This is a genomic window from Pseudomonas sp. NFPP07, from assembly GCF_900115645.1.
In the GTDB taxonomy this organism is placed as follows: Bacteria; Pseudomonadota; Gammaproteobacteria; order Pseudomonadales; family Pseudomonadaceae; genus Aquipseudomonas; species Aquipseudomonas chlororaphis.
Window position 1 is genome coordinate 135,399 of record NZ_FOXG01000003.1, and the last position, 18,931, is coordinate 154,329.

21 protein-coding genes are annotated in these 18,931 nt (G+C 63.1%); all 21 read left to right on the forward strand.

Annotation, left to right across the window (positions count from 1 at the left end; all coding sequences use genetic code 11):
- Window positions 1–822: a flagellar assembly protein FliH gene (gene fliH / locus BM019_RS08730; RefSeq protein WP_092418062.1), complete on the forward strand. Its 822-nt coding sequence runs from the start codon at window positions 1–3 to the stop codon at window positions 820–822.
- Complete coding sequence (gene fliI, locus BM019_RS08735; RefSeq protein WP_009042736.1) at window positions 812–2,170, forward strand: flagellar protein export ATPase FliI; 1,359 nt, start codon at window positions 812–814, stop codon at window positions 2,168–2,170. Before fliH ends, fliI begins: the two co-directional genes overlap by 11 nt.
- 6 nt (window positions 2,171–2,176) lie before the next feature.
- The gene (gene fliJ / locus BM019_RS08740) at window positions 2,177–2,626 is read left to right on the forward strand and encodes a flagellar export protein FliJ (protein WP_007922624.1); all 450 of its coding nucleotides are present in this window, start codon (window positions 2,177–2,179) and stop codon (window positions 2,624–2,626) included.
- Between the two features lie 118 nt (window positions 2,627–2,744).
- Window positions 2,745–3,050 (forward strand): STAS domain-containing protein, encoded by a 306-nt coding sequence (locus BM019_RS08745; protein WP_009042737.1) that lies wholly within the window; start codon window positions 2,745–2,747, stop codon window positions 3,048–3,050.
- 5 nt (window positions 3,051–3,055) lie between these two features.
- Window positions 3,056–4,762, forward strand: a complete 1,707-nt coding sequence (locus BM019_RS08750) for an ATP-binding SpoIIE family protein phosphatase (RefSeq protein WP_092418063.1) — start codon at window positions 3,056–3,058, stop codon at window positions 4,760–4,762.
- Window positions 4,763–4,792: 30 nt separating this feature from the next.
- Window positions 4,793–5,137 carry an Hpt domain-containing protein gene (locus tag BM019_RS08755; RefSeq protein ID WP_007922619.1) on the forward strand — a complete coding sequence of 115 codons (345 nt, stop codon included), beginning with the start codon at window positions 4,793–4,795 and terminating at the stop codon, window positions 5,135–5,137.
- 111 nt (window positions 5,138–5,248) lie between these two features.
- Complete coding sequence (locus BM019_RS08760) at window positions 5,249–6,607, forward strand: flagellar hook-length control protein FliK (protein WP_092418064.1); 1,359 nt, start codon at window positions 5,249–5,251, stop codon at window positions 6,605–6,607.
- Window positions 6,608–6,785: 178 nt separating this feature from the next.
- Entirely contained in the window at window positions 6,786–7,289 is a 504-nt protein-coding gene (gene fliL / locus BM019_RS08765; RefSeq protein ID WP_092418065.1) for a flagellar basal body-associated protein FliL, read from the forward strand.
- Between the two features lie 9 nt (window positions 7,290–7,298).
- Window positions 7,299–8,267, forward strand: a complete 969-nt coding sequence (gene fliM / locus BM019_RS08770; RefSeq protein WP_009042741.1) for a flagellar motor switch protein FliM — start codon at window positions 7,299–7,301, stop codon at window positions 8,265–8,267.
- 54 nt (window positions 8,268–8,321) lie between these two features.
- Window positions 8,322–8,789 (forward strand): flagellar motor switch protein FliN, encoded by a 468-nt coding sequence (fliN, locus tag BM019_RS08775; RefSeq protein ID WP_009042742.1) that lies wholly within the window; start codon window positions 8,322–8,324, stop codon window positions 8,787–8,789.
- Window positions 8,790–9,227, forward strand: coding sequence for a flagellar biosynthetic protein FliO (gene fliO / locus BM019_RS08780; RefSeq protein ID WP_009042743.1), 438 nt, complete (start codon window positions 8,790–8,792; stop codon window positions 9,225–9,227).
- Window positions 9,227–9,976, forward strand: coding sequence for a flagellar type III secretion system pore protein FliP (fliP, locus tag BM019_RS08785; protein ID WP_007922525.1), 750 nt, complete (start codon window positions 9,227–9,229; stop codon window positions 9,974–9,976). Before fliO ends, fliP begins: the two co-directional genes overlap by 1 nt.
- 24 nt (window positions 9,977–10,000) lie before the next feature.
- Complete coding sequence (fliQ, locus tag BM019_RS08790) at window positions 10,001–10,270, forward strand: flagellar biosynthesis protein FliQ (RefSeq protein WP_003184009.1); 270 nt, start codon at window positions 10,001–10,003, stop codon at window positions 10,268–10,270.
- Window positions 10,271–10,273: 3 nt separating this feature from the next.
- Window positions 10,274–11,056 carry a flagellar biosynthetic protein FliR gene (gene fliR / locus BM019_RS08795; protein ID WP_085530161.1) on the forward strand — a complete coding sequence of 261 codons (783 nt, stop codon included), beginning with the start codon at window positions 10,274–10,276 and terminating at the stop codon, window positions 11,054–11,056.
- A gap of 3 nt (window positions 11,057–11,059) precedes the next feature.
- Window positions 11,060–12,196, forward strand: coding sequence for a flagellar biosynthesis protein FlhB (flhB, locus tag BM019_RS08800; protein ID WP_009042746.1), 1,137 nt, complete (start codon window positions 11,060–11,062; stop codon window positions 12,194–12,196).
- A gap of 236 nt (window positions 12,197–12,432) precedes the next feature.
- Complete coding sequence (flhA, locus tag BM019_RS08805) at window positions 12,433–14,562, forward strand: flagellar biosynthesis protein FlhA (RefSeq protein WP_009042747.1); 2,130 nt, start codon at window positions 12,433–12,435, stop codon at window positions 14,560–14,562.
- Between the two features lie 11 nt (window positions 14,563–14,573).
- On the forward strand, window positions 14,574–15,890 hold the full coding sequence (gene flhF / locus BM019_RS08810; RefSeq protein ID WP_009042748.1) for a flagellar biosynthesis GTPase FlhF: 1,317 nt from the start codon (window positions 14,574–14,576) through the stop codon (window positions 15,888–15,890).
- Window positions 15,891–16,008: 118 nt separating this feature from the next.
- The gene (gene fleN, locus BM019_RS08815) at window positions 16,009–16,839 is read left to right on the forward strand and encodes a flagellar synthesis regulator FleN (RefSeq protein WP_007922506.1); all 831 of its coding nucleotides are present in this window, start codon (window positions 16,009–16,011) and stop codon (window positions 16,837–16,839) included.
- Window positions 16,836–17,576, forward strand: a complete 741-nt coding sequence (fliA, locus tag BM019_RS08820) for an RNA polymerase sigma factor FliA (protein ID WP_007922505.1) — start codon at window positions 16,836–16,838, stop codon at window positions 17,574–17,576. The genes fleN and fliA overlap by 4 nt, the downstream gene beginning before the upstream one ends.
- 160 nt (window positions 17,577–17,736) lie before the next feature.
- On the forward strand, window positions 17,737–18,108 hold the full coding sequence (locus BM019_RS08825; protein WP_003183998.1) for a chemotaxis response regulator CheY: 372 nt from the start codon (window positions 17,737–17,739) through the stop codon (window positions 18,106–18,108).
- A gap of 29 nt (window positions 18,109–18,137) precedes the next feature.
- A complete protein-coding gene (locus BM019_RS08830) occupies window positions 18,138–18,926 on the forward strand; it encodes a protein phosphatase CheZ (RefSeq protein ID WP_009042749.1) in 789 nt (262 codons plus the stop codon).
- Window positions 18,927–18,931 lie beyond the last annotated feature (5 nt).

Consider the following 18,931-nt stretch of genomic DNA (forward strand, 5'->3'; position numbering starts at 1 on the left):
ATGTCGTCCAGCAGTGATGAATCCCACAGCGACCTGATTCGCGCTCGGGACGTCGGTGGTTTCGACGTCTGGGCGCTGCCCAGTTTCGACCCCCATGTCCCCGAGCCCGAGCCGGAACCGGTGGAAGAGCCGCCGGCGCAGATCGAGGAAGTGCCGCTGGAAGAAGTCCAGCCACTGACCCTCGAAGAACTCGAGAGCATTCGCCAGGAAGCCTATAACGAAGGCTTCGCCACGGGCGAAAAGGAAGGTTTCCACAGCACCACGCTGAAGGTCCGCCAGGAAGCCGAGGTGGCCCTGAGCGCCAAGCTGGAGGCGCTGGAAACGCTGATGGGCAATCTGTTCGAGCCCATCGCCGAGCAGGACACACAGATTGAAAAAGCCCTGGTCAACCTGGTGCAGCACATGACGCGCCAGGTGATCCAGCGCGAGCTGGCCATCGACTCCAGCCAGATCGAGCATGTCATGCGCGAAGCCCTCAAGTTGCTGCCGCTGGGTGTGGGGAATGTGCGCCTGTACATCAATCCGCAGGACTTCGCCCAGGTCAAAAGCCTGCGCGAGCGCCATGAGGAAAGCTGGCGCATCGTCGAGGACGAAGCCATGTTGCCGGGCGGCTGCCGGGTCGAGACCGAGCACAGCCGGATCGACGCGACCATGGAAACCCGGATCGCCACGATCATGGACAAGCTGTCCGACCAGCTTCATGAGCAGGCTTTGCATCCCGCCGAACCGGACCTGAGCGTCGAGCTGGGGGCCGCCACCGGCAAGCCCGCCGCGGATGTCGACCCTGTCGACGCCGCGCAGGACCCCGCCGATGCGCCTTGACCGCACCAGCTTCGGCAAGCGCCTGAGCAGCTACGCCGAAGCCACCGAACTGCCGAACCAGCCGATTCTCGAAGGCCGCCTGCTGCGCATGGTCGGCCTGACCCTGGAGGCCGAAGGCCTGCGGGCGGCCATGGGCACGCGCTGCATGGTGATCAACGACGACAGCTATCACCCGGTGCAGGTCGAGGCCGAGGTGATGGGCTTCTCCGGCAGCAAGGTATTCCTGATGCCGGTCGGCAGCGTCGCCGGCATCGCGCCCGGCGCCCGGGTCGTGCCGCTGGCCGATACTGGCCGCCTGCCGATGGGCATGAGCATGCTCGGGCGGGTCCTCGACGGTGCTGGTCGTGCGCTGGACGGCAAGGGCGGGATGAAGGCCGAGGACTGGGTGCCGATGGACGGTCCGACCATCAACCCGCTCAAGCGCGACCCCATCAGCCGGCCGCTGGACGTGGGCATTCGCTGCATCAACGGATTATTGACGGTGGGCCGCGGCCAGCGTCTCGGCCTGTTCGCCGGTACCGGCGTGGGCAAGAGTGTGCTGCTGGGCATGATGACCCGCTTTACCGAGGCCGACATCATCGTGGTCGGGCTGATCGGTGAGCGCGGTCGTGAGGTCAAGGAGTTCATCGAGCACATCCTCGGTGAAGAGGGGCTCAAGCGCTCCGTGGTGGTGGCGTCGCCGGCGGACGATGCGCCGCTGATGCGCCTGCGTGCGGCCATGTACTGCACGCGTATCGCCGAATATTTTCGCGACAAGGGCAAGAACGTCCTGTTGCTGATGGATTCCCTGACCCGTTTCGCCCAGGCCCAGCGGGAAATCGCCCTGGCCATCGGCGAGCCGCCCGCGACCAAGGGCTATCCGCCGTCGGTCTTCGCCAAGCTGCCGAAGCTGGTGGAGCGTGCGGGCAACGCCGAGGCCGGTGGCGGCTCGATCACCGCGTTCTATACCGTGTTGTCCGAAGGCGACGACCAGCAGGACCCGATCGCCGACTCGGCGCGTGGTGTGCTCGACGGGCACATCGTGCTGTCGCGGCGCCTGGCGGAGGAGGGGCATTACCCGGCGATCGATATCGAGGCGTCCATCAGCCGGGTCATGCCGGCGGTGGTGACCCCGGATCACATGACTCGCGCCCAGTATTTCAAGCAGCTGTGGTCGCGTTACCAACAGGCGCGCGACCTGATCAGCGTCGGCGCTTACGTACCGGGCGGCGATCGCGAAACCGACGCCGCCATCTCGCTGCAGCCGTCGATGGTCGCCTACCTGCGCCAGGGGCTCAACGACAGCATCAGCCTGGGTGAAAGCGAAGCCCATCTGGAGATGGTGTTCGCTCCGGCGCCGGGCGGTTAATCCGTCATGGCCAACAGCCGTGCCGCGCGTCTGGCACCCGTGGTCGATATGGCCGAAAGCGCCGAGCGTACCGCCGCCCAGCGCCTGGGGCATTTCCAGGGCCAGGTGCGCCTGGCGGAAAGCAAGCTGGGGGACCTGGAACGCTTTCGTGCCGAATACCAGCAGCAGTGGATCGAGCGGGGCAGTGCTGGGGTTTCCGGCCAGTGGCTGATGAACTACCAGCACTTCCTCAATCAGCTGGAAACCGCCGTGGGCCAGCAGCGGCAAAGCCTGGCCTGGCACCAGAACAACCTCAACCGCGCCCGGGAAACCTGGCAGCAGGCCTATGCCCGGGTCGAGGGTTTGCGCAAGCTGGTGCAACGCTACATCGATGAAGCCCGCCAACTGGAAGACAAGCGCGAGCAGAAGCTGCTCGACGAGCTGTCCCAGCGCCTGCCGCGCCAGGATCCATACTGAGCGCCACCCCATTCGTCGCCGCCAGGCGCTCGTCAGCGACGCTTCGGCGGTTCGGGTTGCCCAGGCTTGTACGGGGTGCTAAACCTTGTACAGATTGCCAATCACAAGGAAGCGAATCATGTCAGTCGTTACTGAAGTTTCACCGGACGGGCACAAACTGACGATTTCGATCAAGGGGCGTTTCGATTTCGGCCGTCATCAAGAGTTTCGCGAGTCCTACGAGCACCTCAACACAAGGCCCGATTCCATAGTGGTCGACCTGAAAGACGCCACCTACCTCGACAGTTCCGCCCTGGGCATGCTCCTGTTGCTGCGCGATCACGCCGGCGGCGACGATTCCGACGTGCGAGTGATCAACAGCAACTCGGACGTGCGCAAGATTCTCGCCATTTCCAATTTCGACAAGCTGTTCGACATCAGTTGATCGACATGCAGTCGAGTGAGGCACCTCTGTGCGTGCTGATCGCCGAGGACGGCACCAGCGACCGTATGTTGCTGTCGAGCATCGTCCGGCGCCAGGGGCACGAAGTGCTGACGGCGAGTAATGGCGCCGAGGCGGTGGAGCTGTTCATCCAGCAGCGCCCGCACCTGGTGTTGATGGACGCGATGATGCCGGTGATGGACGGTTTCGAGGCGGCCCGGCAGATCAAGCATCTGGCTGGCGAAGCGCTGGTGCCGATCATTTTCCTGACCTCGCTCACCCAGAGCGAGGCGTTGGCGCGCTGCCTGGAAGCCGGTGGCGACGATTTTCTGGCTAAACCCTACAGCCCGGTGATCCTGGCCGCCAAGATCAAGGCCATGGATCGCTTGCGGCGCCTGCAGGAAACCGTGCTGCAGCAGCGCGACCAGATCACCCAGCACCATGACTACCTGCTCAACGAGCAGCGGGTGGCCAAGGCGGTGTTCGACAAGGTGGCGCATTCCGGCTGCCTGAACGCGCCGAATATCCGCTACCTGCAGTCGCCGTACGCGCTGTTCAACGGCGATTTGCTGCTGGCTGCCTTTACCCCGACGGGCGACATGCATGTGCTGTTGGGGGATTTCACTGGCCACGGCTTGCCGGCGGCGGTGGGCGCGATGCCCCTGGCCGAGGTGTTTTACGGCATGACGGCCAAGGGGTACGGGCTGCCCGAAACCCTGCGCGAGATGAATGCCAAGCTCAAGCGCATCCTGCCGGTCGGCATGTTCTGTTGTGCGACGCTGCTGTGCCTGAGCTTCCAGCGGCGGGCGGTGGAGGTGTGGAACGGCGGCATGCCGGATGGCTACCTGCATCGCCTGGCAAGCGGGGAGCGGGTGCCGCTGGTGGCGCACCATTTGCCGCTGGGGGTGCTGGGCGCCGAGGCATTCGACGACCGCACCGAAGTCTTTCCCATGGCCCTGGGCGACCGGGTATTCCTGTTGTCCGATGGGGTGATCGACACCTGCGACGCCAACGAGCAGTTGTTCGGTGTCGAGCGCCTGCAGCGGGTGTTTGCCGCCAACCGCGAGCCGGACCTGTTGTTCGAGGAGATCCAGCGGGCCCTGAGCGAGTTTGGCGGGGATGCGCGGGACGATGTGAGCATGGTCGAGGTCAGCCTGCTTGAGGCGCGGAAGCTGACGCCGCCGGCGTTGGTGTACTCCGACAGCGGTCAGTCCTGCCCGCTGGACTGGTCGGTGAGTTTCGAGTATCGCGCCGCGACCCTTAAACGTTTCAACCCTTTGCCTTACCTGTTGCAATTGCTGCTGGAAGTACATGGCCTGCGGGCACAGAGCGGGGCGCTCTACAGTGTGCTGGCCGAGTTGTATTCCAATGCCCTGGAGCATGGCGTATTGGGCCTGGACTCGAGCCTAAAGCGCGACGCCCAGGGGTTTTCCCGCTATTACCGGGAGCGCGCGGTACGCCTCGAAGCCTTGCAGGAGGGTTTTGTGCGGGTGCACCTGCAAGTGGAGCCTCAAGGGGCTGGCGGTCGTTTGCTGATCCGGGTCGAGGACAGTGGCAGCGGTTTCGATGTCGGGCGGGTGATGGCGCGGCCCATCGATGGCGATCGTCTTTCCGGGCGCGGCGTCAGCCTGATCCGTCAGCTCAGCCGGCGTGCCAGCTGGTCTGACGATGGTCGTAGTGCCTGCGTGGAGTTTTCTTGGGAGCCTCTGGCATAATTCGCCGATTCTTGATCAAGGAGTGAGCAAGTGTCTGAGATTCATCTGGATCACGAGGTGCTGAACGCATTGCAGGAAGTCATGGAGGATGAGTATCCGTTGTTGCTCGACACCTTCCTCTGTGACTCCGAAGAGCGTTTGCGCCAATTGCACAAAGTCGACGACCCCCGTCAACTTGTCGCCACTGCCCATAGCTTCAAGGGCAGCAGCAGCAATATGGGGGCGATTCGCCTGGCCGAGCTCTGTCATCAGTTGGAGCAGCGTGCCCAGGGCTCGTCGTTGCGCGGTATCGAGCAGCTGGTCGGCGAGATCGATGGCGAATTCGCCATTGTCCGCCAGCTGTGCGAGCAGGAACGCCAGCGTTTTCACTGCTGAAAAAACCGCTGCAGCCCAGGCTTTTCCCCGCGAGCCAGCAAAGCTGGCTCGACCTTTGCAGTCAAGTCTCCCAACTGTACCTACGATCCCAGTGCAGCGGAGACCGTTTTCATGCCCCTTACCCCGAACATGCTTCTTCAGGCCGCCTCCCAGGCCAAGACTCAAGCGGCTTCCGCCACCCCCCAGGCCAGCGCCGCCGAGCCCGGGGACAAAGGCGCAAGCTTTGCCCGGGTGTTCGCCAAGGAGGCACTCGGCAAGCCGGTAGCGGCTGCCGACGGCCCGAGCAAGCCGGCTCGCGACAAGGGAGGCGAAGCCGCTGCCAAGGTGGATCCGGGCAAGGGCAAGACTGCCGCCGCCGAGCCTGCGGTTGCCGATAGCGGCAAAACCTTGCCTGCCGACAAGGCTGTTGCCAGTGACGAAAAAGTCGCCAATGACCAGGCCGCGAGCAGCGATCAGCCGCTGGCCGAGAGCACACCGGTCGACCCGACCCTCGATCCGGCGCTGATGCAGGCGACCCAGCCGTTGCCGGCGCCCGAGCCGGAAGTGGCGGCCGCGCCGGTTCCGGCACAGCCGCCAGTGCAGCCGCAAACGCAGCCGGTTATACCGGTGGTGACCAGCACTGCGACGCCAGTGCCGGTCGATCCGGAATTCGATCCTGAAGCCGATCCGCTGGATGCGCTGCCGGTGGTGCGCCTGGCCATGGAGCAGAGCGGCCATGTCTCGGCTTCCAGCCAGGCGCAGAGCAAGGCGGCGCCGACCGTGGTGGCCGATGATGGGCCGACTTCGGCGCAGACCTTCGCCAGCGGCATGGCCACTATGCTGGACCTGCAGGTGGACAAGGACAGCACCGAGCAGGGCGGCGAAAAGGCCTTCAGCGGCCTGCTCGATGACGGTCTCAAGGACCTCAAGAGCGCTGCCAGCGACACCCGCGTCGACGATTTCGCCAACCGCCTGGCGGCCCTGACCCAGGCGGCTACGCCCAAGACCGCCAATGCCGTCCCGGTGAACCAGCCGCTGGCCATGCATCAGAGCGGCTGGACCGAAGAAGTGGTCAACCGGGTCATGTACCTGTCCAGCGTCAATCTGAAGTCGGCCGAGATCCAGTTGCAGCCGGCCGAGCTGGGGCGCCTGGACATTCGCGTGAACATGGTGCCGGACCAGCAGACCCAGGTGACCTTCATGAGTGCCCATGTCGGCGTGCGCGAGGCCCTCGAAGGGCAGATGCATCGCCTGCGCGACATGTTCCACCAGCAAGGCATGGGGCAGGTGGATGTCAACGTCTCCGACCAGTCGCGCAACTGGCAGGGTGGCCAGGAGCAGGCCCAGCAGGGGCAGCATCGCAGCAACGGCACCAGCGCCAGCGGTGGGCGCCTGGATGGCCTGGATGAAGAGTTGCCGCCGAGCGTCGCCGAAGTCGCCGCCAACACCAGCACGGTCATCGGCACCAGCGCCGTCGACTATTACGCCTGACCCGCTTCGGGCGTCATTGAACAGAAGATCGCCAGCCGTGTGACTCCGCGGCTGGCGATCTTTTGCTTTGCGCTTCCCCTATCCCTTCAGTTCACCCCAATTCAGACAAATCTGGCATAACACTTGCTCTTGCCTTGCCGTGCGACTGTGAAAACCCGATTAGTGACGGATTATTGGCATGGCGAAGAGCGAAGCAGCAGAGAAAACCCCCGCCGGGAAAGGCAAACTCAAGCTTATCCTCTTGATTGTTCTGGCCTTGTTGCTGGCGATCGGTTTGTCCGTCGGGGCGACCTGGTACTTCATGCACAGCAGTGCCCAGAGCAAGCCTGCCGAGACGGCCGAGGCGAGCAGCAGCGTCAAGCCGGCGGCCATCTATGAGCCCATGGCGCCAGCCTTCGTGGCCAACTACACGCAGAACGGCCGCCAGCGCTACATGCAGGTGAGCATCACCCTGCTGGCGCGCAACCAGGCCGATCTGGACGCGCTGAAAGTGCATATGCCGGTGATCCGCAACAACCTGGTCATGCTCTTCTCCGGCCAGAGCTTCGACACCCTGGCGACTCCGGTCGGTCAGGAAATGCTGCGTCAGAAGGCCACCGCCAGCGTGCAGGAAGTGGCCCAGAAAGAGGTCGGCAAAGTGGTGGTCGAGCAGTTGCTCTTTACTAACTTCGTACTGCAGTAGGAACACGACATGGCCGTGCAGGACCTGCTGTCCCAGGATGAGATCGACGCGCTGCTGCATGGCGTCGATGACGGTCTGGTACAGACCGAACACGCCGCCGAGCCCGGCAGCGTCAAAAGCTACGACCTGACCAGCCAGGATCGCATCGTCCGCGGACGCATGCCGACCCTGGAGATGATCAACGAGCGTTTTGCCCGCTACACCCGTATCAGCATGTTCAACATGCTGCGCCGTTCGGCGGACGTGGCGGTGGGCGGCGTGCAGGTGATGAAGTTCGGCGAATACGTGCACTCGCTGTACGTGCCGACCAGCCTCAACCTGGTGAAGATCAAGCCGCTGCGCGGTACCGCGCTGTTCATCCTCGACGCCAAGCTGGTGTTCAAGCTGGTGGACAACTTCTTCGGCGGCGACGGTCGTCACGCCAAGATCGAAGGCCGTGAATTCACCCCGACCGAATTGCGCGTGGTGCGCATGGTGCTGGAGCAGGCTTTCGTCGACCTGAAGGAAGCCTGGCAGGCGATCATGGAAGTCAACTTCGAGTACATCAACTCCGAAGTGAACCCGGCCATGGCCAACATCGTCGGCCCGAGCGAAGCGATCGTGGTCTCGACCTTCCACATCGAGCTCGATGGCGGTGGCGGCGACCTGCACGTGACCATGCCGTACTCGATGATCGAGCCGGTGCGGGAAATGCTCGACGCCGGCTTCCAGTCGGACCTGGACGACCAGGACGAGCGCTGGAGCAAGGCCCTGCGCGAAGACGTGCTGGATGTGGATGTGCCCTTGAGCGCCACGGTGGCCCGCCGGCAGTTGCGCCTGCGCGACATCCTGCACATGCAGCCAGGGGATGTGATCCCGGTGGAGCTGCCTGAAGACATGATCATGCGCGCCAACGGCGTACCGGCGTTCAAGGTCAAGCTCGGTTCGCACAAGGGCAACCTGGCCCTGCAAGTGATCGAGCCGATCGAGCGCCGTTGAGCGGCGTTGTTATGAATTCGCTTTGTTAATGATTTTTTGCCCGCCGAGGACAACATGGCTGACGAACACGAAATGACTTCCGCAGAAGACCAGGCCCTGGCTGATGAGTGGGCGGCTGCCCTGCAGGAAACCGGCGACGCCGGGCAAGACGATATCGATGCCTTGCTGGCGGCCGATGCGGCCAGCGCGCCGGCGTCCAATCGCCTGCCGATGGAAGAGTTCGGCAGCGTGCCGAAGAACAACGAGCCGGTGACCCTCGACGGGCCGAACCTGGACGTGATCCTGGATATCCCGGTATCGATCTCCATGGAGGTCGGCAGCACCGACATCAACATCCGCAACCTGCTGCAGCTCAACCAGGGTTCGGTGATCGAGCTTGATCGCCTGGCCGGCGAGCCGCTGGACGTGCTGGTCAACGGCACGCTGATCGCCCATGGCGAAGTGGTGGTGGTCAACGAGAAGTTCGGCATCCGCCTGACCGACGTGATCAGCCCGAGCGAACGCATCAAGAAGCTGCGCTAAGTGAGAAAGGCACTCGCGCTGTTCCTGGCCTGGCCGCTCTGGGCCCTGGCCGCCGAGCCGGTGGCCGGTACCGCCGCGCCAGTGGTTGGCAGCAGCGGCGTGGCCGGGCAGCTGACCCAGCTGGTGCTGGGCCTGTTGCTGGTGGTGGGGCTGATCTTCTTCCTCGCCTGGCTGTTGCGCCGGGTACAGCAGGCCGGACCGGCCGGCAAGGGCCAGGTCATCGAGCTGATCGGTTCGCGGGCGCTTGGCCCGCGGGACCGGCTGGTGCTGGTGCAGGTCGGCAACGAACAGATTCTGCTCGGCCTGACGCCGGGCACCATCACTGCGTTGCATGTGCTCAAGGAGCCGGTGCAGGTGCCGAGCACCGAGCAGGCGACTCCGGAGTTTGCCCAGCGCCTGATGGAGCTGCTGGGCAAGGATCAGAAGGATAAGAAGTAATGCCGTTGCGCCTCCTCTTGATGTTGGCCCTGATGCTGGCGGCGCCGCTGGCGCTGGCGGCCGACCCGTTGTCGATCCCGGCGATCACCCTCGGCACCAATGCCGACGGCCAGCAGGAATACTCGGTCAGCCTGCAGATCCTGTTGATCATGACCGCGCTGAGCTTCATTCCGGCGTTCGTCATGCTGATGACCAGCTTTACCCGGATCATCATCGTGTTCTCGATCCTGCGTCAGGCCCTGGGCCTGCAGCAGACGCCGTCGAACCAGATCCTCACGGGCATGGCGTTGTTCCTGACGATGTTCATCATGGCCCCGGTGTTCGACCGGGTGAACCAGGATGCCCTGCAGCCGTACCTGGCGGAGAAGCTCAGCGCCCAGGACGCGGTGGCCAAGGCCCAGGTGCCGATCAAGGATTTCATGCTGGCCCAGACCCGCAGCAGCGACCTGGAGCTGTTCATGCGCCTGTCCAAGCGCACTGATATCGCGACGCCGGACCAGGCGCCGCTGACGATCCTGGTGCCGGCCTTCGTCACCTCGGAGCTGAAGACCGCGTTCCAGATCGGCTTCATGATCTTCATTCCGTTCCTGATCATCGACCTGGTGGTCGCCAGTGTGCTGATGGCCATGGGCATGATGATGCTCTCGCCACTGATCATTTCCCTGCCGTTCAAGATCATGCTGTTCGTGCTGGTGGATGGCTGGGCGCTGATCATCGGCACCCTGGCGGGCAGTTTCGGTGGTGTTTAGAACCTTGTTGGCGGGTGACGCGTTATGACGCCTGAAGTCGCGGTAGACCTGTTTCGCGAAGCGCTCTGGCTGACCACCATGATGGTCGCCATCCTGGTAATCCCCAGCCTGCTGGTGGGCTTGCTGGTGGCGATGTTCCAGGCCGCCACCCAGATCAACGAACAGACCCTGAGCTTCCTGCCGCGCCTGCTGGTGATGCTGGTGACGCTGATCGTCGCCGGTCCCTGGCTGGTGCAGACCTTCATGGAATACATCCTGCAGTTGTACGGCAGTATTCCGCAGTTGATCGGCTGAATCATGTCTCTGCTGGCGCTTACCGATACGCAGATCAGCACCTGGGTCGCCAGCTTCATGCTGCCGCTGTTTCGTATCGGCGCCGTGTTGATGACCATGCCGGTCTTCGGCACGACCCTGGTGCCGACCCGTATCCGCCTGTATTTCACCCTGGCCATCACGGTCGTGGTGGTGCCGGGCCTGCCGCCCATGCCGGCGGTCAATGCACTGGATCTCGGCGGGCTGCTGCTGATTGCCGAGCAGATCATCATCGGCGCCTTGTTCGGTTTCTCCCTGCAGTTGTTCTTCCAGGCTTTCGTGATCGCCGGGCAGATCATTTCGACGCAGATGGGCATGGGCTTCGCGTCCATGGTCGACCCCACCAACGGTGTTTCGGCGGCGGTGATCGGGCAGTTCCTGACCATGCTGGTGACCTTGCTGTTCCTCGGCATGAACGGGCATCTGGTGGTTTTCGAGGTGCTGACCGAGAGCTTCACCACCTTGCCGGTGGGCAGCGCGCTGCTGGTCAACCATTTCTGGGAAATCGCCGGCAAGCTGGGTTGGGTGCTGGGCGCCGCGCTGTTGCTGGTATTGCCGGCGATCACCGCGCTGCTGGTGGTGAACATCGCCTTTGGCGTGATGACCCGCGCGGCGCCGCAGCTGAACATTTTCTCCATCGGCTTTCCGCTGACCCTGGTGCTGGGCCTGGTGATTTTCTGGGTCAGCCTGGGCGACATTCTCAACCAGTACCAACCGCTGGCCGTCGAGGCCCTGCAGTTGCTGCGCAACCTGGCACAGGCGCGTTGAACCATGGCTGAGAGCGAGAGCGGTCAGGACAAGACAGAAGACCCCACGGAGAAACGCAAGAAGGACTCCCGGGAAAAGGGCGAGATTGCCCGCTCCAAGGAACTCAATACCCTGGCGATCACCATGATCGGCGCCGCCGGCCTGCTGATCTACGGCGCGGGAGTGGCCCAGGACCTGCTGGAAATCATGCGCCTGAATTTCTCCCTGCCGCGCGAGGTGCTGCTCAGCCCCGGCGCCATGGGCCTGTACCTGCTGCATTCGGGCAAGATCGCGATTATCGCCGCGATGCCGATCCTGCTGCCCCTGGTGCTGGCGGCACTGATCGGTCCTATCTCCTTGGGCGGCTGGCTGTTTTCCACCAAGAGCCTGGCGCCCAAGTTCAGCCGCATGAACCCGCTCAGCGGTATGAAGCGCATGGTGTCCCCGACCTCGCTGATCGAGTTGCTCAAGGCCTTCGCCAAGTTCGTGGTGATCCTGATCGTCGCCTTGTCGGTGCTGTCTTCGGATATCGATGATCTGCTGCGTATCGCCCACGAGCCGCTGGAGCAGGCGATTATCCACAGTGTGCAAGTGGTGGCCTGGAGCACCTTGTGGATGGCCTGCGGGCTGATCCTGATCGCCGCGGTGGACGTGCCGGTGCAGCTGTACCAGAGCTACAAGAAGCTGCTGATGACCAAGCAGGAAGTGCGTGACGAGCACAAGGATCAGGAGGGGCGTCCGGAGGTCAAGCAGCGGATTCGCCAGGTCCAGCGCGAGATGTCGCAGCGGCGGATGATGGCGGCGATTCCCGAGGCGGATGTGGTCATCACCAACCCGACCCACTACGCCGTGGCGCTCAAGTACGACGCCGAGAAGGGCGGGGCGCCGGTGTTGCTGGCCAAGGGCAGCGATTTCCTGGCGCTGAAGATCCGCGAGATCGCCGTGGCCAACGAGGTGTTGTTGCTGGAGTCGCCGGCGCTGGCGCGTTCGATCTATTACTCCACCGAGCTGGAGCAGGAAATCCCCGCCGGGCTTTATCTGGCGGTGGCCCAGGTGCTGGCGTATGTCTATCAGATTCGCCAGCACCGGGCCGGCAAGGGCAAGCGCCCCGATCCGCTCAAGGACCTGCCGATTCCGCCGGATTTGCGTCGCGATTCCTGAGGTCGGCGTTGGCTGTGCCGACGTTATCGCGAGCAGGCTCGCTCCTGCAGAGTCCACGCCCGGCCTGTAGGCGCGAGCGTGCTCGCGATGGCGCGAAAGCGCCTTGCGCGACGACTGATGGCGCAACGCCATAAATCAGTTTGTGTTCCAGGCCAAAGTTGGAAGGCTTCTTGCAATACCCGCCCTGCGCCGCCTCCAGGCGTCAAAAGTTTGCTTCAAGGGAACGGGGAATACCGGTGGATCGCTCTCAGTTAATCAGTACGGCTCGCACTAACCTGGCCGACCTCAGTCGGGGGAACCTGGGGGTGCCGCTGTTGCTGCTGGTCATGCTGGCCATGATGATGCTGCCGGTGCCGCCGTTCCTGCTGGACGTGTTCTTCACCTTCAACATCGCCCTGTCGATCGTCGTGCTGCTGGTCTGTGTGTATGCCCTGCGGCCGCTGGATTTCGCGGTGTTCCCGACCATCCTGCTGGTGGCGACCCTGTTGCGCCTGGCGCTGAACGTGGCCTCCACGCGGGTGGTGATGCTCCACGGCCAGGACGGTCACGCCGCCGCCGGTAAAGTGATCCAGGCCTTCGGCGAGGTGGTGATTGGCGGCAACTACGTGGTCGGTATCGTGGTGTTCGCGATCCTGATGATCATCAACTTCGTGGTGGTGACCAAGGGTGCCGGGCGGATTTCCGAGGTGAGCGCACGTTTCACCCTCGATGCGATGCCGGGCAAGCAGATGGCCATCGACGCCGACCTCAACGCCGGCCTGATCGACCAGGCCCAGGCCAAGGCCCGCCGCTCGGAAGTGGCCCAGGAGGCCGAGTTCTACGGTTCCATGGACGGTGCCAGCAAGTTTGTCCGCGGTGACGCCATCGCCGGCCTGCTGATCCTGTTCATCAACCTGATCGGCGGCATGGCGGTCGGTATCTTCCAGCACCACATGTCCTTCGGCGATGCCGGCCGGGTCTACGCCTTGCTGACCATCGGTGACGGTTTGGTGGCGCAATTGCCATCGCTGCTGCTGTCCACCGCGGCCGCGATCATGGTGACCCGTGCTTCCGGTTCCGAAGACATGGGCAAACAGATCAACCGGCAGATGTTCGCCTCGCCCCGGGCCCTGGCTGTCGCCGCTGGCCTGATGGCGGTGATGGGCCTGGTGCCGGGCATGCCGCACTTTTCCTTCCTGAGCATGGCGGCCCTGGCGGCTGGCGGCGCGTACCTGTTCTGGAAACGCCAGAACGTGGTCAAGGTCAAGGCGCTGGAAGAGGTCAAGCGCCAGCAGGAACTGCTGCCATCGCCGGCCCGCGCCCAGGAAACCAAGGAGCTGGGCTGGGACGATGTGACCCAGATCGACATGATCGGCCTGGAAGTCGGCTACCGCCTGATTCCCCTGGTGGACCGCAACCAGGGCGGGCAATTGCTGGCGCGGATCAAGGGCGTGCGCAAGAAGCTGTCCCAGGACCTGGGCTTCCTCATGCCCACCGTGCATATTCGCGACAACCTCGACCTGGCGCCCAGCGCTTACCGGCTGACGCTGATGGGGGTGATCCTGGCCGAGGCCGAGATTTACCCGGATCGCGAACTGGCGATCAACCCGGGGCAGGTCTATGGCACGCTCAACGGCATCAACGCCAAAGATCCGGCCTTTGGCCTGGAGGCGGTGTGGATCGAGATCAGCCAGCGCGCCCAGGCGCAGTCGCTGGGCTACACCGTGGTCGACGCCAGCACCGTGGTCGCCACCCACCTCAACCAGATTCTATACAAGCACTCCAGCGAGCTGATCGGCCACGAAGAAGTCCAGCAGCTCCTGCAATTGCTGGCCAAGGGCTCGCCGAAGCTGGCGGAAGAGCTGGTGCCGGGCGTGCTTTCGTTGTCCCAGCTGCTCAAGGTGCTGCAGGCGCTGCTGGCCGAACAGGTGCCGGTGCGCGATATCCGCAGCATTGCCGAGGCCATCGCGAACAATGCCGCCAAGAGTCAAGATACTGCCGCTTTGGTGGCCGCGGTGCGTGTCGGATTGTCGCGCGCCATCGTGCAAAGCATTGTAGGCACTGAGTCCGAGCTGCCTGTGATCACCTTGGAGCCCAGGTTGGAACAGATTTTGCTCAATAGTCTGCAGAAGGCAGGACAAGGCTCGGAAGAGGGTGTCCTGTTGGAGCCAAGCATGGCTGAGAAGCTGCAGCGTTCGTTGATCGAAGCCGCGCAGCGCCAGGAAATGCAAGGTCAACCGGTGATTCTGCTGGTAGCCGGTCCGGTCCGCGCGATGCTCTCGCGGTTCGGGCGCCTGGCGGTCCCGGGCTTGCACGTGTTGGCGTACCAGGAAATCCCTGACAACAAGCAAGTGACCATCGTTGCGACAGTAGGGCCCAACGGCTGAGGTAGTGGGTTATGCAAGTTAAGCGTTTTTTCGCCGCCGATATGCGTCAGGCCATGAAGCTGGTTCGTGATGAGCTGGGCGCCGACGCCGCCATCATTGGCAATCGCCGCATCGCCGGCGGTGTCGAGCTGACGGCTGCCCTGGATTACAAACTGTCGGCGCTGGCGCCACGGGTGCCGAACATGGAGCTCGAGGACGAACTGCGCAAGACTCAGTCGCGCATCGTCACCGCCCAGGCCGAACTGAGCCTGCGTGGCGACGGCGATGCCAGCACCAATCGCCAGCTGTTCGCCGGCCTGCCGCTGACCGCCGCCGAGCCGCTGATCGAACCTACGTTCAACGAGCCGCAGCGCCCGGCCCCGGTAGTCGCCGCGCCGGCTGTCGATCAGCGGGCACTGGACTCGATGCGTTTTGAACTCAACGGCCTGCGCGAGCTGCTGGAAGTCCAGCTCGGCTCCCTGGCCTGGAGCCAGCTGCAAGGCAGCCGGCCCGAACAGGCCAACCTCTGGCGGCGCCTGCAGCGTATCGGCTTGTCCGGTCCGCTGGCCCGCGACCTGCTGGCACTGATCACTGAAATCGACGAACCCCGCCAGGCCTGGCGCATGCTCCTGGCCCACCTGGCGCGGATGATCGCGACCCCGGAAGTCGAGCCACTGGAGGAGGGCGGCGTGATCGCCATGGTCGGCCCCGCCGGCATGGGCAAGACCACCACCCTGGCCAAGCTGGCCGCGCGTTATGTACTCAAGTACGGCGCGCAGAACATCGCGCTGGTGAGCATGGACAGCTACCGCATCGGCGCCCAGGAACAGCTCAAGACCCTGGGCCGGATCCTCAACGTCTCGGTGACCCATGTCGACCCGGGCCAGTCCCTGGCGCAAGCCCTCGATCCGCTGCTGCGCAAGCGCGTGGTGCTGATCGACACCGCCGGCCTGCAAGCCAGCGACCCGGCCCTGCGCATGCAGCTGGAAAGCCTGGCCGGACGTGGCATCCGGGCAAAAAATTATCTGGTCTTGGCAACCACCAGCCAGAAACAGGTTCTAACCGCCGCATACCACAGCTACAAGCGTTGCGGGCTGGCCGGCTGCATCCTGACTAAACTGGATGAAACCGCCAGCCTTGGTGAGGTGTTGAGCCTGGCGATCAGTCACGAACTCCCCGTTGCCTATCTGACCGATGGCCCGCGGATTCCGGACGATCTGCACTTGCCGCGCCGTCATCAGCTGGTCAGTCGTGCGGTGAGCGTGCAGATGCAGGAAGAACCCAGCGAAGAAGCCATGGCTGACATGTTCGCTGACCTCTACCACAACCCGACCAAGCGGGTTGGCTGAGGGAATCATGAAAAGATTGCAATGTACCTACATCGATGGTCTGCCAGGCATTGTTCCGTTGGTGAACGCGCAGCCAGTTATGTGGCCCCGTCTAAGTAAGACAAGGTAAAGAAAGAACATGGGCAGCATGCATCCCGTACAGGTGATCGCGGTGACCGGCGGCAAAGGTGGCGTCGGCAAGACTAACGTGTCAGTGAACTTGTCCCTGGCCCTAGCGGAGCTCGGCCGGCGCGTCATGCTGCTGGACGCCGACCTGGGTCTGGCCAACGTCGACGTGCTATTGGGGCTGACCCCCAAACGGACCCTCGCCGACGTGATCGAAGGCCGCTGCGAGCTGCGCGATGTGCTGCTGCAGGGGCCGGGTGGAATCCGTATCGTGCCGGCGGCGTCCGGCACCCAGAGCATGGTTCATCTGAGCCCGGCGCAGCATGCCGGCCTGATCCAGGCCTTTAGCGACATCGGCGACAACCTCGATGTGCTGGTGATCGACACCGCCGCCGGCATCGGCGACTCGGTGGTCAGCTTCGTCCGCGCGGCCCAGGAAGTATTGCTGGTGGTCTGCGACGAGCCGACCTCGATCACCGACGCCTACGCGCTGATCAAGCTGCTCAACCGCGACTACGGTATGAACCGCTTCCGCGTGCTCGCCAACATGGCGCAGAGCCCGCAAGAAGGGCGCAACCTGTTCGCCAAGTTGACCAAGGTCACGGATCGCTTCCTGGACGTGGCCCTACAATATGTCGGCGCCGTGCCTTACGACGAATGCGTGCGCAAGGCCGTGCAAAAGCAGCGTGCGGTCTATGAGGCGTTTCCGCGTTCGAAATGCGCGCTGGCGTTCAAGGCCATCGCGCAGAAGGTCGATACCTGGCCGTTGCCGGCCAACCCACGCGGACATCTGGAATTTTTCGTCGAGCGGCTCGTGCATCAGACAGCGGGACCGGTGCTATGAGCGCCAGCGGCTACAACCTTTACAAAAAGTCGGCACGTGACAGCCAGTACGAATTGATCGAGCGCTATGCGCCTCTGGTCAAGCGTATTGCCTATCACTTGCTGGCGCGCCTGCCGGCCAGTGTCCAGGTCGAAGACCTGATCCAGGCCGGGATGATCGGTCTGCTCGAAGTGTCGACCAAGTACGACGCGAGCAAGGGCGCGAGTTTCGAGACCTACGCGGGTATCCGTATCCGCGGTGCGATGCTCGATGAGGTCCGTAAAGGTGACTGGGCGCCGCGTTCGGTACATCGCAATACCCGGATGGTGAGCGATGCCATTCGCGCAATTGAAGCTAAAACCGGTCGTGACGCTAAAGATCATGAAGTTGCGGCCGAACTTCAATTGAGTCTCGACGATTATTACGGGATTTTGAACGACACCTTGGGCAGTCGCCTGTTCAGCTTCGACGACCTGTTGCAGGACGGTGAGCATGAAGGGCTGCATGAGGATGGCGCGAGTGCTCATCTCGAGCCGTCGCGCGACCTGGAGGACGAACGTTTCCAGGCCGCGCTGGCGGACGCGATTGCCAATTTGCCGGAGCGTGAGCGACTGGTCTTGGCGCTGTACTACGACGAAGAGCTGAACCTCAAGGAAATCGGTGAGGTCCTGGGGGTCAGCGAATCGCGGGTCAGCCAGTTACACAGCCAGTGCGCGGCCCGTTTGCGGGGGCGTTTGGGAGAGTGGCGAGCGCGCTGACAGGCAGTGTGGGGGACACTGCGGACGAGACTGGCACGACGTGGCCGGGCTTGCGGTGTGTATTCCATGCAGTCGTTGAGTGCTCTGCCTGATTGATTGAATGGCGCGTTCAGGTGCTGGACGCGTTTAAGACTGCTTGGAGGTCGAATTGGACAAGAACATGAAAATCCTCATCGTTGATGACTTCTCAACGATGCGGCGGATCATAAAAAACCTGTTGCGTGACCTGGGGTTCACCAACACGGTCGAGGCTGACGATGGCACCACCGCCATTCCGGTCCTCAACAGTGGGAGCATCGACTTTCTGGTAACGGACTGGAACATGCCCGGCATGACCGGTATCGATCTGCTGCGCCATGTGCGCGCCGATGAAAAACTCAAGCACCTGCCGGTACTCATGGTGACCGCTGAAGCCAAGCGCGAACAGATCATCGAAGCTGCCCAGGCCGGCGTAAACGGTTATGTGGTCAAGCCCTTCACGGCCCAGGCGTTGAAAGAGAAGATCGAGAAGATCTTCGAACGCATCGGTTGAGAGTGGAATCATTCCGCCACGGGGGAGCTATGGAGCACAACGAATCTTCATTGGGCGATTTCGAATCGACCCTGAAAAAACACGCACTCGAACTGGTCGACAGCCTTGAAAAAGGCAAGTTCGGCGAAGCCGTGCAACTGATCCATGAGCTCAACCAGACCCGTGACCGCGGCCTGTACCAGGAGGTCGGCAAGCTCACCCGCGAGCTGCATAGCGCCATCGTCAATTTCCAGATTGACCCGCATATGCCGCAAGCCGAGGAAGTTTCACAGATCACGGATGCCACCGAGCGCCTGTCCTATGTGGTCAGGCTGACCGAGGCCGCGGCCAACCGCACCATGGATCTGGTCGAGAGCGCCACCCCGCTGGTCAATGGCCTGAGCAGCGAAGCCCAGGCCCTGAGCGCCGATTGGGGGCGTTTCATGCGCCGCGAACTGGGCGCCGAGGAATTCCGCGACCTGGCCCGCCGGGTGGACGGTTTCCTGACCCGCAGCGAGCAAGAGACGCGCGCGGTATCGAGCAACCTCAACGACATTCTGCTGGCGCAGGACTACCAGGACCTGACCGGTCAGGTGATCAAGCGCGTGACCCAGTTGGTCACCGAAGTCGAGAGCAATTTGCTCAAACTGGTCCTGATGGCCAGCCAGGTCGATCGTTTTGCCGGCATCGAACATGACCGGGAATCGATCCTCGCTGAAAAAGATCCGCAAAAACATCTGGCCAAGGGTGAAGGTCCGCAGATTCATGCCGATAAACGTGAAGACGTTGTATCCGGTCAGGACGATGTCGACGATTTGCTTTCCAGCCTTGGATTCTAGGAGCA

Coding starts and splice junctions, on each gene's coding strand:
- fliH (WP_092418062.1), top strand. CDS start 1: ATGTCGTCCAGCAGTGATGAATCCCACAGCGACCTGATTCGCGCTCGG.
- fliI (WP_009042736.1), top strand. CDS start 812: ATGCGCCTTGACCGCACCAGCTTCGGCAAGCGCCTGAGCAGCTACGCC.
- fliJ (WP_007922624.1), top strand. CDS start 2,177: ATGGCCAACAGCCGTGCCGCGCGTCTGGCACCCGTGGTCGATATGGCC.
- BM019_RS08745 (WP_009042737.1), top strand. CDS start 2,745: ATGTCAGTCGTTACTGAAGTTTCACCGGACGGGCACAAACTGACGATT.
- BM019_RS08750 (WP_092418063.1), top strand. CDS start 3,056: ATGCAGTCGAGTGAGGCACCTCTGTGCGTGCTGATCGCCGAGGACGGC.
- BM019_RS08760 (WP_092418064.1), top strand. CDS start 5,249: ATGCCCCTTACCCCGAACATGCTTCTTCAGGCCGCCTCCCAGGCCAAG.
- fliL (WP_092418065.1), top strand. CDS start 6,786: ATGGCGAAGAGCGAAGCAGCAGAGAAAACCCCCGCCGGGAAAGGCAAA.
- fliM (WP_009042741.1), top strand. CDS start 7,299: ATGGCCGTGCAGGACCTGCTGTCCCAGGATGAGATCGACGCGCTGCTG.
- fliN (WP_009042742.1), top strand. CDS start 8,322: ATGGCTGACGAACACGAAATGACTTCCGCAGAAGACCAGGCCCTGGCT.
- fliP (WP_007922525.1), top strand. CDS start 9,227: ATGCCGTTGCGCCTCCTCTTGATGTTGGCCCTGATGCTGGCGGCGCCG.
- fliQ (WP_003184009.1), top strand. CDS start 10,001: ATGACGCCTGAAGTCGCGGTAGACCTGTTTCGCGAAGCGCTCTGGCTG.
- fliR (WP_085530161.1), top strand. CDS start 10,274: ATGTCTCTGCTGGCGCTTACCGATACGCAGATCAGCACCTGGGTCGCC.
- flhB (WP_009042746.1), top strand. CDS start 11,060: ATGGCTGAGAGCGAGAGCGGTCAGGACAAGACAGAAGACCCCACGGAG.
- flhF (WP_009042748.1), top strand. CDS start 14,574: ATGCAAGTTAAGCGTTTTTTCGCCGCCGATATGCGTCAGGCCATGAAG.
- fleN (WP_007922506.1), top strand. CDS start 16,009: ATGGGCAGCATGCATCCCGTACAGGTGATCGCGGTGACCGGCGGCAAA.
- fliA (WP_007922505.1), top strand. CDS start 16,836: ATGAGCGCCAGCGGCTACAACCTTTACAAAAAGTCGGCACGTGACAGC.
- BM019_RS08825 (WP_003183998.1), top strand. CDS start 17,737: ATGAAAATCCTCATCGTTGATGACTTCTCAACGATGCGGCGGATCATA.
- BM019_RS08830 (WP_009042749.1), top strand. CDS start 18,138: ATGGAGCACAACGAATCTTCATTGGGCGATTTCGAATCGACCCTGAAA.